This is a genomic window from Thermopirellula anaerolimosa, from assembly GCF_054657335.1.
Genome location: NZ_BAAHYX010000006.1, coordinates 725503 through 741109, shown reverse-complemented (window position 1 = coordinate 741109; position 15607 = coordinate 725503). Strand labels below are relative to the sequence as shown.

General features: G+C 62.9%; 6 protein-coding genes. All 6 read right to left on the bottom strand.

All coding sequences use genetic code 11. The features are described from left to right. Nucleotides 1-4: 4 nt before the first annotated feature. Nucleotides 5-3268, bottom strand: a complete 3264-nt coding sequence (locus tag ACYQ6J_RS08845) for a coiled-coil domain-containing protein (protein ID WP_460183823.1) — start codon at nt 3266-3268, stop codon at nt 5-7. Further along, nucleotides 3265-5013 (bottom strand): hypothetical protein, encoded by a 1749-nt coding sequence (locus ACYQ6J_RS08840; protein ID WP_460183822.1) that lies wholly within the window; start codon nt 5011-5013, stop codon nt 3265-3267. The genes ACYQ6J_RS08845 and ACYQ6J_RS08840 overlap by 4 nt, the downstream gene beginning before the upstream one ends. Next, nucleotides 5010-7529 carry a hypothetical protein gene (locus ACYQ6J_RS08835; RefSeq protein WP_460183821.1) on the bottom strand — a complete coding sequence of 840 codons (2520 nt, stop codon included), beginning with the start codon at nt 7527-7529 and terminating at the stop codon, nt 5010-5012. Before ACYQ6J_RS08835 ends, ACYQ6J_RS08840 begins: the two co-directional genes overlap by 4 nt. After that, nucleotides 7526-9922: a BatA domain-containing protein gene (locus ACYQ6J_RS08830; RefSeq protein ID WP_460183820.1), complete on the bottom strand. Its 2397-nt coding sequence runs from the start codon at nt 9920-9922 to the stop codon at nt 7526-7528. The genes ACYQ6J_RS08835 and ACYQ6J_RS08830 overlap by 4 nt, the downstream gene beginning before the upstream one ends. Before the next feature lie 112 nt (nt 9923-10034). Beyond that, a complete protein-coding gene (locus ACYQ6J_RS08825) occupies nt 10035-11000 on the bottom strand; it encodes a prenyltransferase/squalene oxidase repeat-containing protein (RefSeq protein ID WP_460183819.1) in 966 nt (321 codons plus the stop codon). Between the two features lie 475 nt (nt 11001-11475). Next, nucleotides 11476-15375 carry an outer membrane protein assembly factor BamB family protein gene (locus ACYQ6J_RS08820; RefSeq protein ID WP_460183818.1) on the bottom strand — a complete coding sequence of 1300 codons (3900 nt, stop codon included), beginning with the start codon at nt 15373-15375 and terminating at the stop codon, nt 11476-11478. Nucleotides 15376-15607 lie beyond the last annotated feature (232 nt).

The following is a 15607-nucleotide window of genomic DNA, read 5'->3' as shown; positions in this document are numbered from 1 at the left end:
ACGTTTACTTGACATTTTTGAAATAGTTGCGCAAACGCTCCCGGTAGGCGGGCGGTGGCGGACTCTCCGCCGCGGCGCGAATCGCCGCGCGAACCTCGGGAGGAAGATTGGGCATCCAAATCGGGCCGGCGCTTTCCGCTTCGCTGCGATTCGCGGAATCGGTTTCGCCGCCCATCCGTCCCTGCGAAGCCGTCGATTGCGAGGCGGGATAGCGGCCCGCATCCCGATTATTCGAAGACGCTCCATCTGTACGGTTCTCGGATTGGGATGTTGCGAGGGCGGACGCCGACACACCGGATTCGTTGTCGCGAGAGGGCGTTTTCGGTGTGGCGCTCGCATCCATCACCGCCGACGAGTTGGCTGCCCCGGCGGCCAGTTCCTGAATGGCTCGCAGCGCCGCCGAGACCGGTTCCGCATCGGATTCGGACGACCCATCGTTGGATGCAATTTGATTCCCGGATGGAGTTACCGCTTCGGGCGTCAGCAAGGTCGGCAGGCGGTTCGCGGCTTCCAGGGCTTGTTTCAATTGCATTTCCCGGGCGGCAATGGCGGACGCCGCATCCAAGAACTTTCCCCGGGAAGCCTCCTGAGCAGCCGCGGACCCCGATTCGGGCTGCATTCCCGAGGCCGCCGCCGACTCCGCTTGATGCAACGAATCGGTGGCTTGGGGCGTCACGGGAATCGCCTTTTCGACCAACGCTTGTGCGGCTCGTCGGTTTTGAGCCAGCTCTTGCAGCGCCGCCTGCTCCATTCTCCGCATGGCTTCCTGGACGTTCTCGGCCGCGGCGGCAATCTGCTCAGCGGCGTCCCGTTGCAGGGATGCGACCGACGCAGGCACCTCGGGCGCCGGCGAAGCCGACCATTGAGCGACGGCTTGTCCCGCTGCCGATGATGCCCGCTGTGCGGCCGCCAGTGCCGCCGCCATTTCCGCCGACTCGGTCGAGTCGGCCGCTTGAGAAAGCGAGTTTCTCGCCCGGCCCAACGCCTCGGCAACCTGCGACTGCGCGGCTCGACGTTCGTCCTCCTGATTCGGAGATTCGTCAGCACTACTTTGCGGCGTTGGTGCGTCCGACGCCTGCCGGGCCGATTGCCTGTCCTCGCCGCCCGCAACGTCGCCGGTCGGCGAAGCGTCGCTTTCCGCCATCGCACGCGCAGCTTCGCGGGCTTGGGCGACGGCAGCTTGCATGTTGGGCGCCTCGACGATCGCTTCCGCCGCTTGAGGCCTTCCCGCCGCCCGCTGTTGCGCCGCGGCGGCCTCAAGCAACGCCGACCCGGCTTCCTCCAACCGTCGCAACGCCTCCGAAGATGCGGCAGGCTCCCGGTTCAAATGCTGCTCCACCGCCCTGGCGGCATCTTGAGCCTGCTCCAGTTGGCGCGCCGTGACATCGGCCAACTTCCGCGCCGATTGCCGGGCCTGCTCGAATAAGGGTGCGGAGTCCATCCCGTTCGTTGCCGCACGGAAGGCCTCGCCCGCCGCCGCCACGACTTCACTTGCCGCACGTTGCCGCGCCCGATCCGCCAACTCGGTCTCGACCACGGAGAGCGCTTTTTCCAGGGCTTGTTCCGCCGATCGCGTGGCCGCCGCGGCGGACGGATTCGGCGTGGAACTCGACGACTCGCTTGCATCCCCGATCGAGGCACCGTCGGCGTCGTTCGAGGAAGGAGCAGGACGGTCGGCCGATGCGTCCGTAGGATCCCTCGGCCCCGTACTCCGGTTCGGGCTGATCGTCTCGGATTGATCTGCGGCGGATTCATCGCCTTGTTCCTTCAACGTGTGAGCAGCTTCACCGACCTTTTGGGCCGCTTCTTCCACGGCGGATCGCACTTGCTCCGGCAGTTCGCGACCATCGGGAATGGAGGCGACTTCACTTGCGATTCGTCGTTCCAAATCGGCCGCCTCCGACAGTTCATTTCTTCGGGCGGACTCAGACGCCCGGGGCTGCTCCTCCCTCGCCCGACGCAACGCTTCGGCGGTCTGTTCGAGATCGGCCATTGGGTCGCGCGACACGGTGACAGCGGAGTCCGGCGACCGCGAACTCGGATCGTCGTCGGTCCGCGACAACGCCTCCGCGATGTTCGCAAGGACTTGATCCTGGTGCTGCATTGCCTCGGCGGCGTTCGCCTGAAACAGTTGCTCGGCGGCTTGGGCGGCGGCCGCTGCGGCTCGATCGAGCGGCGTCCTCACCGCGTCGGGTAGTTTCGCGGCGGTTTTCTCCAACTCTTTTTGGATGCCCAACTGCTCCTCGACCAGACGGTCCGCGTTCTCCGGATCGGCGGCCTGGGCTTCCGTCCGCCGTCGCAATTCCTCTTGCCTGGCGGCCAATTTTTCCAGGACCGCGTTGCGTTGCGCAGGCTCGTTCCGTTCCAACAATCCCGACGCCCTTCGCAGACGCTCCAATAATTCCTCGAACGTTTCGATGGCGCGATTCTGATGCCCCACCGCGGCCGACCAATTCGCGTCGGCAAGGCTTTGTACTGCCGCGGCGAGTTCGGCCTCGCTCTGCCGCTGCCGCAAGAGAGCAAGACCGTCGGCGGCCTCGCGACCGATCTCCGCGCCCCAACCGGCAACGTCTTCCAGCAAGGCGGTCATCTGAACATACAAAGCCGCGACGTCTTTTTGGTCTTCGCGGCAATTCACCGCCGCCAAGGGGCGAGCGGATTCCGTCAGTCCCGGCAAGGCTGCCGTGCCGTCTCGGACGGTGGTCTGTCTTTCGATCAAACGCTGCACCTGCGATTCCAGCTCAGCCATCTTCAAACGGCGCAACAGTCGTTGGCGCTCCATAAGCAGGCGCACCAAGATTTCGCGACTCTTCTCGCGCGCGAGGCCGAGCAATTCCCGCTCGTCAACGGAATCGTCCGCTTGCAGTCGATCGAGAATCGCGACGACCTCTTGCATGTGAGTCTCGACTAACGCATCCAAATTCGCCCGCATCTCCGCCAATTCCGCGTACAGCGGCAGCTTGTCCAAGCCATTTTCGCGGAGTTGCAGCATCTGCAAGTCGAGTTGCTCGCTCACCAGACGCTTGGCCGATTCTCGAACCTGCTGCTGCTGCGTAAGTCGCTTGCGAGCCATGTCGCGAGCGGTGACGGAATTCGGCACTTCGGCCGTTGCCGGACGGGCCCCCACGATATCCGAGGCCGAAAGCATCCACGCCATCCCGAGCACCAAGCCAACCTTCCAACCTCCGCGTAGCCTGCCGCCGTGCCCACAGGCAAGCGCGACTTCGGGGCTTTCGGGACCCAGTTGATTGCGGTGATGGGCGGTCATGGAGATCCTCCGACTTCCAGTTGTCGGTCAATCATTTGCTGGAGTTGATCGGCCGATTTTCGGTCCAACTCGGCCATCGCGGCGAGGATTCCTTGCTCATCCGTTACGTCCAAGGTGATCGGCGCGGAATCGACGCTTCGGCCCGGTTGCCCGTCGCGACCTTGCTCTACCGCCGTCAGACTGATTCGGAGTCGGTCGCCCTTGACGGCGCCCGTCGCGGAAAGGTCCAACGGAAACTGCTCTTCCAACTGACGCCGGGCGCGGCCATCCGAGTTCCATAGCGTCCAGGTGTGGAGCGTTTCCGCGGCTCCATCAGTCCGCAGACGCTCCGCGCGGGCCTCGATCCGCACCAACCCCCTATCATCGTAGGCGCGACACAGAATGGTCGGCCGAGCCTGAGGGAGGACCAACGAGACTCGCGACTCCGCCGCGATGCGAGGCGGCTGATCAGGGCGCGGGCGAAGAATCGCTTGCAGCTTCAAAGGCCCCGAACCTTCTCGATCCTCGACCACGAACTCGAGGCGAACCGGTTCCGTGACGTCCGCCAAGGACGTCGTGTTCCGTTCCAATGTCCAAAAGTATTCGGGCGTCTTCCCACTGCGTTCCCGGCTAGAACCGACAGCCTGCGGCGTCGCGGTTTTGTTCATGTCCGCCGCGGCAGACGGGGCTTCGGCGACCCGACTCAAAGTCAGGGCCGTATCTCCGAGATACAGCACGGCCCGATTCAGAGGTCGATCCGATATCAACCAAGGCCGGACCCAAGAGCCTTCCGGTACCGCAAGCTGAAGGACGCCCTCCTGCCATCGCAGAGTACGATCCGTGCCGTCTCCGTAATCGGGTTCGCGGATTTGAAAGCCCAAGCGTAGCTCCGGAGGTTGGACGAGCCTTAGGAGAATCGGGCCGGCCGAGGCATCTCCGATTCGGATGCGGCACTCGCAATCGCCCGTCAAGATCGGCAGATTGGACGCGAACGCACCCGGCGTCGCGTTCTGTTGCAGCAAGGGAAGGCGACTGCTTTCGCGCGATTCCACGGTCGCCAATTGCACCCAGCCGTCTTGGGGAATGCGTCCCGATACCTTCACGCGGAAATCGACGGGCGTATTCAATGGGCAGCGAATCTCCGCCGGCGATCGACCACGTTCGACCGTTTGGCCCGCGATTCGAATCTCGTCGATCCGCGTCGCCGTGGGGTAGGAGTCGGCACGCAGCAACAGGCGATTGTTGAAGACGCGGGCGTGCTCGGGGAAGACCAACGCGACGGCGGCGGTGCAGGCCGCAACGGAGGCGGCGACCAGAAGCCGGCGTCCCACGATGCGGCGAGGGGTATCCTCTCGGAGCGGCAATGAGGGCGTGATGCTCGCGACCCGGCGAATCACGGCGGCTTGCAACTCCGAGGAACCCCAAGGCTCCGAGTCCCGAGCCGCGAATTGGAGGGCCGCGACCAGGTCGGTGTCGATCCCTTCAAGACGCTGCAACAGAAGCGCCAATTGCAATTCCGTTTCGCGCGCGGACAACCAGGGCAGGACGAATCGACGGACGGACCAACCCAGGGCGACGACGGTCGCGATGATCGCCGCGGCACGCTCCAACCCGCCTAGTTGCAGCCCCCAATCGATCGCAAAGAGGCCCAGCCATGCGGCACAGACGACCGCGACGATTCCGCTCAGCCCGATCGACCAGCGGAGCATCCGTCGTCGCCGACCGATGCGTTGCAATAGGGCGTGCAGCGGCCCCAGATCGTTCATGCCATTTGCGCCCATTTGCGAATGAACCACTCCGCCAGCAATGCCGCCGTCACCAACACGAACGCCGCCCAGCTATTCCAGAGCGCGACCTCTTCGATGATCGTCTCCCTTTGATGGTCCCGCGGCAGGTCTTGAAGCAGTCGCGAAGCCTCCGTGATCTCGTAGCTCCGACCTCCCGACAATTGGGCCAGTTTCATTTGCAAATCGCGGTTGCGGGTCGCGGCGGCCATCTCGATGGATCGAGCTGTCACCTGAAACTCCGACGCCGCCGATTCCTGGGCGACCGGATCGAACACTCGAACCGTGAACTCGCCCTCTTCGAAGACGGAAAACCGCGATTGAAACAAACCGGGCCGAACCTGTGTCAAGACGACCTCACGTTCGACCCCCGACGGATTGCTCGACGCCGTCGGCGCGATCGCCCCTCGCAAAACGCCGCCCGGAATCTGCTCCTGGGACAGGGGCTGGAAATCCTCGCCGTAGGCCTCCACAGTCAGCAATACTTCGTCGCCGGCTTGATAGCGCGTGTGATCGGTCTGCACTACGAACCGCTTCTGCGTGCCCAAAACGTGCCGCATGGCCAATCGGTGAATCAACTGCCCCCAGAATCGACGGTAGTACAATTCCCCATATTTTCGCCGCAAACGCCACCATTCATTGAAGCCGATGTACACGACCTCCCCACGCCCGTACCGCTGAATCGCGACAATCGGCTGAGGCGTCTTGCCGTCGAGGCACAAGTCGCTGGGGTGCGCCGCCAAGACCCCGGCCAGGGGTCGGACGCGTTCCACGGGATAATACCACGGCACGCTCCCCAAATTGGCCCAAGCCTTTTCATCCTCCTCCGGGGTGTCGCCCAAACGCATGAAATCGGTCAGGGCCGCTTCCGGCGTTCGCGTCAAAGTGAAGGGTCGATCACGCATTCGCGCTTGCGGGGATATCTGCACGGGCAGCATCGGCTCCAGGGAGGATCGCGCCCACTGCCCGGGACCGAATCGAGGCCCCGCCAGCAGGACCAAGCCGCCGCCGAATTGGGAAACGAATTGCTCCAACTGCTCGCAAAAACCGTCCGTCAGCATGTCCGAGGGCACGTCGCTCAGGATCACGACGTCGTGCGAGAAGAACTCTTTGCGAGGCATTCGCAGCACGGGCAAAAACAGGGGATTCCGTTCGCGAACCTGCGGATCGGCGGAGCGGAGAAACGTGCGAAAACCCTCCGAGCCGACTAAGGGATCGCGGTGGAACACCTCCTTGATGAACCGCCATTCCCAACTCGGTTCGTCTTCGATGAAAAGCAATCGCAAGAAGTAATCCCGCACGTAATTGTCGCGAACGACGCGATTATTGTCGGTCACGCTCTCCTCCGGTAGGGAATCCGCCTCCGCCGCAAAAGCAAAGTGGCCGACCTCCGAAGGAGTGTATTGGAATTCCAGGTCGCGTACTTCATCGGTCAAGGTGAGAGTTTGCTCGCCGACGAGTTGCAAAGGCTCTTCATCGGTAGGAACCTCCGCTCCGGATTGCGAAGCTCCAACGCCTGCGGCCTCCGTCGCGCGATACGGACGGACCGCAAGGCGAACGGTGACGTTTCGGCCCGACAGCATTTGACTTCGAACGCTCACGCGAATCGACGCCGCTTCGCCTTTTTTCATGAGCGGCGGCAATTGCATTTCCAGGGCAATGTCCTCGGTTTCGGCCTTGCCCAACCCCACCGTGTAAACGGGTACGCCAAGGCTCGCGAGAATCGGCTCGGGAGGCGGACCGGCGTTCTGATTGAAGTCGCTCAAGACGACCACGGCGCTCGGTTCCCGACCGCTCTTGCGCCGCCCCAAATCCGCCAGTGCCGCGCCCAGGGCCGTGACGCCGCCGCCCGCGGTAAGCCCCTGCCCGATAGCGCCGCCGTCCGTCGCCCCCGAACCCGACCCCTTGTCGGCGTCGTCCATATCCAGATGATCCACCCCGTCCGGCCGACTGAAACGGAAGACTCGCAAACGACAGCGTTCACGCAATTGCCGCAAGAATGCACCGTCATCCGCCGCGAACAGACCGCGAAGCAGGTCCAAGCGGGAGGGCGCGTTGACGCCGTGCGCTGAAACTCCGTCGCCGGGCGAGGTTGCGGAGTCATTCGTGGACGCGCGAATCAGAGGCCCCAGTTCGGCAATTTCCCGAGGCGACCAAGCGTCGCGTATCGCCATGCTTTGGGTGTCGTCGAGCAATAACCACACGGCGGGACGAACCGGCTTACTGAGGCGGACGACGGCCACGGGTTCGGCCAGGATCGCTACCACGAAGGCCAACGCTCCCGCACGAAGCGCCGTTAGGCTCACCCGCATCAGCGCCCTCGGGCATCGTTGGCGGCGATAGTAGAAAAAGACGGCCCAAGCCATCACGGCAACCACCGCGATCGTAAGCCGCCCCCAGCCGTTTTGAACCCAGGGCGCCGTCAGGCCGATGTGGACGTCTTCAACGGTGCCTGAAGAAATCCCGAGCAGGCGTGCGAGGATGGCGGAGGCGTTCATGGCCGCACCTCCGACCGGGGAAACGCCAGGTACAGCGATTCCGCAAAGAGAAAAAGCACCCCGGCAAGGATCAAGTATCGCCAAAGCTGCGACGATTCCGCGCGATCGGCACGCCCCCCCGCGGCCCGAACAATTTCCGGCCCAACGGCCGACGACAGCGATGCGTCGTCGAGGTATTGCAAATCGGACTCCTCGGCGGGACAACCGACCGCGAACCGCAATTCCGTGCGCGGTGCAGCCAACGAAACTCGGCCTTCGTTCGCGGACGCGACGGCTTCGTCGAACCACTGAAGACGGTATTCCCCCTGCTTCGGCAAAGCCCCGAGTTCCGCGCCCCATTGACGCGTACCGATGGCACCTGTCGCAATCGGCTCCGCCGCCCCATAAGGCTTCACAATCCGGCAAAAGTCTGCCCGATACGCAGCGGGGATCAGCACGGTGAGCGCGTCCTTGGTCGAAAAGTTTCGCCTTTCCAAGGTTTCCTCGATCAGCCGACGACAAAGGCGATCCAGAACGACGACGGCGGGCGTGGCGGCAAGCGTATTCCATTCGCGCGCGATACCGCTGGTCACCAACAACACCTTTCCGCGGCCCAATCTGCGCTCGATGAGATACGGAGCACCATTCGTAAATCGGGCGGAAACTTGATGCGTACGCGCCATCGCGGCGTCATTGCCGACCTCCGAGGCGCTGGATTCGCCGTCCGAAATTGAATGGTCGCCCGCCGCCGGTTCCGTTGACGACCGAGACGCAACCACCGTGATACGGGGAGCCGTGTCGTCGTCCCGCCAAGTCAACCACGGCTGGCCCGACGCCGTTGCAATCGATTTCGTCGTTGAATCGTCCCGAGCGGAATCAGGCTCAGGCTCGACGATTTGGAAGAAATAGGGCGTCCGGTAAAGGGCGGAAAGTTCCTCCGACGCCATTCCCTCGATGTGGAAGCACTCATCCTGGAGAGAGGCGGCATCCCATTGCAAAACGCCCCCGAAATCGCCGCCGGCCAAACGAGAATCGTAGGGAACGGGTTGCAGCGGAGTCGGGAGTAGAGGCAAGCCGGCATCCCAGGTGTCGCGAGTCCACGCGGCAGGGTCGAACTCGCCGCCCGCTGCAATCAAAACGTTTCCTCCCAGCGTCGCGTACTCGGTCAATAGCTCGGCCTGCTTGCCCGGCGCTCGCACGCCCGCCACCACGACCAGCCTTGCCCCGGCTAAAAGTTCTCGACGAAGTTGATCCATTGTGACGACCGTCAAGGATCGATCGTCGATCACTGAATCCTCGCCCTCGCTCGCCGTCAACAACCGGCGGAGCAGATAAGTCTCTCCCAAACGGTCCTCCGCCGCGACTTCCTCTTGACCGACCTGGTCGACGAAGATCGCGGGAAATCCTGAGAAAACGGGGACGAGGACGCTTCGGGAGTCGTCGCCGGTCAGTGCGTCGGGAGTGAGGACCGCCTTTGCCGTGATCCACTGCACGCCTTCGGCGCTAGGGGTTACCGGCAAGGATACCGCCGGAAAGAGCACCTCCCGCACTTGATTCGGTTGCAAGTCCACCGTCTGAGACGCCGCCGGCACGCCGTCGATGAGCAGCGTAACCTCAACACCTTGTCGCGGTCGTGAACCGCAAAACCCGACCTGAGCCACGAAAACGGCCGAGTCTTGCCGGGTACAGAATCGGTCTCTTAAGAACACGGCGTGGACCCAGGCATTGCTCGGCGCCGCGGCACGGATCGCTCGCACTTCGATTGCGCGCCCCGTTCCCTTGGCCGCGGCTTGCAGTCCCTCGTCGTCCCAATTCGTGCTCTGGCAATCCGAGAAGACGATGATTCGCTTGGCGGCGGGACTGGAAACACGGCGGCAGGCCTCGCCCGCGTGTTCCAAAGCTTGGGCCAGGTTCGGCGTCCGATCGACGGCGACGATCTCGCGGACGGCGGCAACGGCGTCGTCGATCCCGGGATAGGCCCCCAATAACCATTCGCGGGGCGATCCCGCAGCGGCCAGCACGGTCGCGCGACTCCCCGGCGGCAACCCGCGCAACAGCGCCTCGGCCTGCCGCTTGGCATCGTCGAGCAGGGAACGCGCCAACTCGCCGTAATCCATGCTGAGGCTGTTGTCGATGATCAAAACGGCATGCACGGCGCCGGACGAGTCGGGGACGGCTTGGCCCGGCCAGTACGGCCGCGCCATACCCAAAGCGAACAACAACAGGAACGCACCCCGCATCAGCAAAAGCAGCAGATCGCGGAGTTGCAGCATGCGCCGACTGCGGCGAACGGCCTGCAAAAGAAAATCCATGGCCGCCCAGTGCACGACGCGGTAGCGCCGCCGGTGCATCAGGTGAACGACGGTCAAGCCGGCGACCGCGATCAACCCTCCAGCCAAAAACCACGGCGCCACGAACATCGTTCCCTGTTCCCCATGAAGTCACTACGTGCGGATCACCGGATACTGTACGACGTCGTTTCGACCGGCGGTCAAGAACCCTGACGCAACAGCGGCGGGCACGCGGCTAAGGCGTCGGCGTCCCAAACTGTTTCTCCAAGGTTTCGATGCGGCCTTCCTGTAGGATCGGCAAATAACGGTTGGGAATAGCCAGCACGAAACAGCACACGGCAGTCATGTACAGATCACCGGGTTTTCCGCCGACATGCCCTTGAGCGGACCACATCCCGTCGCGTGTCGGGTTCTTCGGATCGTCGATCTGCGAAGCGACCACGGCATCCCGTAGCAACGGATAGCATTCCCGCCAAGGCTCTCCGCCGACTTGGTAAAGGGCCTGCGAGACGTAGTACAGCGTGTACGGATCGAAGGGGGCACGGCGTTCCCGACGCGCGCGATCCGGCGAGGCCGCCTCTCGCACCGCCTTGCGAATCACCTCGATGTTCTTTCCGATTCGCCAATCGTCATATTGTCCGAATTCTTGAAGGCACACCACGCCCGCCGCCGCCATGGCGGGCGACGGATTGCCCCCGCCGCGCGTATACGTGAACTGGCCGGGATGCCGTTTCTGCTCTTCTTCGGGGGCGTCGCGCGGGCAATTCGAAGGTGTGTAATGTTCCCGCACGCTGCGGATGGCGGCTTGGATCACCTTGGGCGGAACGTCCAACCCGCTGTCCACGGCGCTGCGGAGGGCCAGCGCTTGCATGACCGCCAAACTCAAATCGTGCCCTTGCCGCTGCTTAACCGCCACATAATCCCACCCGCCGTCCTCGCACTGCGTGTCGGCAATCAGACGCAGCGCACGATCGAGCGTGGGTCCCATCCGCGGATCGCGAGTCATTCCATAGGCTTGACCCAAGACGAAAGTGGATAGCCCATGGTTGTATACGCCGCGGCGCGGTTCGGCGATGTTGAGCAATCCCGAAGAGTCGGCGCCGCGGATCACGTAATCCATCGCGCGACGAACGTGCCCGCCGTATTCGCCGCGGTCGGGCAAATGCCCCGCGGCGAGAAAGGCCAGCACCCCGGTACTCACCAACCCCAGATCGTCAGAAGTCCAGTTTCCTTCAGGGCCTTGATTTCTCGCCAACCAACTCAGACCGCGATTCAACGCCTGCTCACCCGCAGGTGTGATTTCCCATTCGTCGGCTGAAGCAGTCGCTGATCCCCAAGACGCGCTTAGGACGACTAGAGCGCAAAAGAAGTGCGCCAAACCGCAGCGATTGAGACGCAGGCCTAGCCGCCGGGGTCTCGGCGCATTGCGAGGCGCGTTATTAAGCCACCTCCCTCCGCGTGTCGGCGACGGGAGGGCTTTCTTGACATGCAAGGCCATCTTCTCTGCTGTTCCGGTTGGAATGGGGAGAGGCAACGGCGAATCTACGCGAGTCGTTCCTCACACGGCTTGTCTACGCCAGCGGTCCGCCACTGCATCTAGCGCCTATTTTTGGCAGCCCCCAATGGAATGTCAACGTTCCCAAGCACGCGACCTGCGAATCGGCTTTCCCTTGTCGCTAACGAACACGGTGGTCGGCGTCCCAATACTTGGAAGACAGCGGGGACGGCGATTTAGGCGACAGTTCCATGCGATAGCAGCGCCGAAGGGCGGGTTGACTTCGCGACGCCGTCATGAAGACGATTGCATCCGGCGCGGGGACGACCGGTCCGAAGAACTGCCAATCCTTTCCTTCGGCCGGTACGCTCATCGCGCCAAGGACTCGCCCGGTATCGGCATCGAGGCGGAGAAATCGCCATTCCCGCTCGTCTCGCTTGCCGGGCACCTCGCGCGACGTTGCGCACCACAATTGTTGCGTCCCTTCGAGAAAGCCTACGCCCAAAAGGTTCGGCAACGGGGCAAAACGTTCCATTCGCCCGTCCGCCTCCTCAAGGACCAGCAAGCCGTCCTCCGTCTGTAACCAGAGTCGACCATTCCACTCGGCTAGGATGCTCCTTAATCGACCGTCGGAGCGACTCCAAATCGGCTCCCCCGTTTCGACGTCCACGGATTCCACCGTCCAACTGCCCGGTTGATGAACATACACGCGACCGCCGCGCACAAGGGGCGCCGTCGCGGCCGCGACATACCACGGGTGGGCCTGCCACCAACTGCGATCGCTCGGCGGAATCCACGGTTGTTCCCGGAGCCAACGTACCCTGCCCGAGTAATCGGCCCGAAACACTACGCCCTCTCCCTGCGCGAAGAACGTGCCGGCGTTTGCATACACCAGGATGTTCAAGTCATCGCTCCACACTCTCCGCAATTGGAAGAGTCCAATTCGCTGGAGTACCGTACCCCGTTCGGGATCGAGAGATACGAGCATTACCCCCATCTGACCGGCCCCCAAACGATCGGCCGCCAAGACGAACAACTCGTTGCCCACGAACCAAGGATCGCTCACGGCACCATCCAACGGCAATACGTTCCAAATCACTTGGCCGTCCAGAAGGCTCAGGGCCGCCACCTCGACGCCGCGGGACGTGCATCTTCTACAAAAGACGGTCTCGCCGTGGAGAATGGGTCGCATTTTCGCCAGCGGAACGGACCGATTGCCGTCATCGCCGCCCAACCGCTGCTCCCAAAGCAGCACGCCGTCCGTAAAGCGATAGCAAACCACGTCGCGCTGATTGTTGATAATCAGGCAATCCTCGGCCGCGGTAACGCCCAACTGACGAACCGGCCAATCGAAGTCGCGCTCCGGCAGGCACTCGGGGCGCACCATGCGATCGCCGGCGATCTCGAACAGCGATACGACACGTTCGGCAGGGCCTTCCCACTCCGCGCCGATTGCCGTGTCCGCGTCACACCAAGCGGCGTCGGTCGCGTTCACCGTTTCGATTGGGTCAGGATTGTCCCCGCTCGGAACGCCCAATACGCGAGTCTGCTTCTCGGCAATGCGTCGCCGATCGGTCTCGTTCGCGGAATAAGCGACGGCGGTTTCGTACCAGCTTCGGGCTTCTGCAAACCTACCCAATACCGCGCGCCGATCCCCGAGCCATTCCGCAGCTTGCGCCGCCGACGCAAGACCGGGCAACCCTTCGGCCACGGAGACGGCCAATCGTTCGTCGCCGCGTCGTTGTGCCTCCCGAACAAGAACTTGTGATTGCTCCTCAGAGCGATGCGACAGAGCTTCCTTCAGTTCGGGGTGACGCTCCTCGAGAACGCGAACTAAGCACGACATACCGAGCAGCAGATCGTCGCGATCGGGATGCGGGAAAAAACTCGGCGGTGTCTTCGACACACACACAGTCCAGATGCGTTCCGCAGCCTCGGACCAGGCCTGTTCTCGAAGCATGGCATCGAGTTCGCGCCGGAACGCATAGGCGTCCTTATCATCGTCAGTGACCGGACCGGACGGATCCGCGGATTCCGCGCCGATGGCCAAGCCCGGCGGGCAATACCGGGGATGGCGGGCCAAGGCGCCCCGCGAAAGACGCCGCATGGACGGGCTTACGAAATCATCTCCGGGAACGGCCCAGAAAAGCGGTTGCAGTGCCAAGTCCGCTGCGGCCTGATCTTCCCCGTGATAGATATGTGTGAACAACTCCCCGCGGAATAGCGCATCGGAAAATGCCGTTCTCTGCCACTCGGTCCAAAGGGGAGTCCTTATCATGAGTTCCGAGTGGGCTTCGAAGACGTTCTTTTCGCCGCGCCGCGCGGCCTCGATGGCCGCTTCCTCCATCCGCTCGTAGAAGAGATTCCACACGCCCCAATCGCGCGCGTTCATGTAGCCGGCCAGAATGCGACTGCCTCGCAACTTTTCCGCAAACGGAATATCCGAATCCAAGACCGCGAGCCAATATGCCCGCAACAGATCGGGGTACAGCCACGGAAAGGGATTCTCCGCCAGCGTTTTCCAGGCGCAGGCCGCCGTCCACGCCGCGACCGGTGCGCCGAGCGGCCTAGCCATCCGGACCTCTGGCCACCAACGGTATATGTTCTCGGCGCGGGCGACTCCTTGCGGGACCAAGCCCAACCATTCGCGACTCGGCCAGTCCGGCAGAAGTATGTCCTCACGCAAGCTTATCCCCCGCAACTCTAAGACGCGGTCTTGGTTGCCGGACGTGAGAAAGACGCCCAGCATCATGGGTTTGCGGTCGATCCGCTCGGCGTGGGGGCCGCAAAGGCTCCAGTGAGTGCCGTCCGGGCTGACCATCCATTTGACGGTACCGGCGCCCCACAGTAGTCGCACGTAGAGTTTACCCCGCGTCACGGGAATAATTTCTCGCCCGGGATCGCGGTTTTTCGTTTCAACGCCTCGCCGGGCATCCGAGAAACCGAGCCACAGAATCCCTTCGCTCGGCGTCCGATCGAATTGCAGACCGCAGATCGGCTTCCGTTCTTGATCCGCGAGGAATATCCCCGATCCCGCGGTCGCTCGGCCGATTTCCAAGCGGACGTCGTACAGGACCGCATCCGGCAACGCGAACGCTGCGTAGGCCGGTTCTCGACCCGGCGGCGCGGCCAATCGAACCGAACCATCCGGCAAGGGTTCGAGCGGGACGGGTGATTCGCCGCCCAAGTTCTCCCACGCCATCCGTGCAGCCGATTCGAGCGGAGGGCGAAACACCTCGGTCGTCGCGGACACGTGGGCAGTACCCGGTCCGGACTTTCCCGGCGGCGAATCCGTGTTGCGAGGCGAGATCGCAGCACCGTTTCCGGCATTGAACGCAAGCACGTCGTCCTCGGGAAGCGAAGAGAAATCATGCCATCGACAGTCTTGCAGGCGAAAATCGCCGTCGAGCACGACCTCACCGGGCTTTGCAGGAAACGGAACGGTCAACAATCGCAAATTGCCGCGACTCAGAACAACCTGCCCCGACGCCCAATGTACGGCCACGCTTCCGCCGCCGCTACGGCGATATCGTCCATTGTCGGTAGCCAGCAGTTCCAAGGGGCGCGCGGCCGAGGGCACCGCCACGTCGTTATCCACCGCGTATGCCGCCCAGGCTTGGTGATACGAGGGGTAAAGACGCAGGAGCACTGCGCTCTGTCGGTTCCGTATGAGAATCGCCAATCGCTCGGCCTTCACCAGCTTGAGCCACAACGATCGGCCGTCCTCAAAGGGAGTTGCCAGTCGGCACGTCCCTTTGAACTCCCACTGGCTCACGTCGTCGTGCCGGACGGGGCGGACGTTGAAACTGCCTTCAGCGATCGGTTCCAACATCTGAGAAACGAAGGCCGACGAGTCTTCGGCCGACCATGGAACCTCACGAAGCCAACTCTGATTCGGTGAGGGCCTGCCGTCGCCGACCTCTTGTTGGCCGGCAACAGCGTCTCGATTGAGCAGGCCGAGCGGAATCGGTCCCAAGCATCCGAATATCGCGTATACCAGCAGGGCGATCCGCAAGGCGCGGGCTTCGGGGCGTAGATGACGTTGCAAAAGACAAAATACCGATCGATCTCGAAACCGCATTCCAGGCAGTCCTATCCGCGATTAGGCTTTGCGATCGCTCACACACGCCGGACACTTTCGGATCACGCCGCACGAATTCGATCCTCGGAAAACACGCCCGGCAAATTCTTGAGGCGACGAATGTCTCGCACTTTCGAGCGTAAACACAATGCCGTCGCCCAGGCAAGCGGCAATAGCGCAAGCCCCTCAACCGGGGCATCCTCAAACTGCCGAGCGATTTCGACGAATTCCC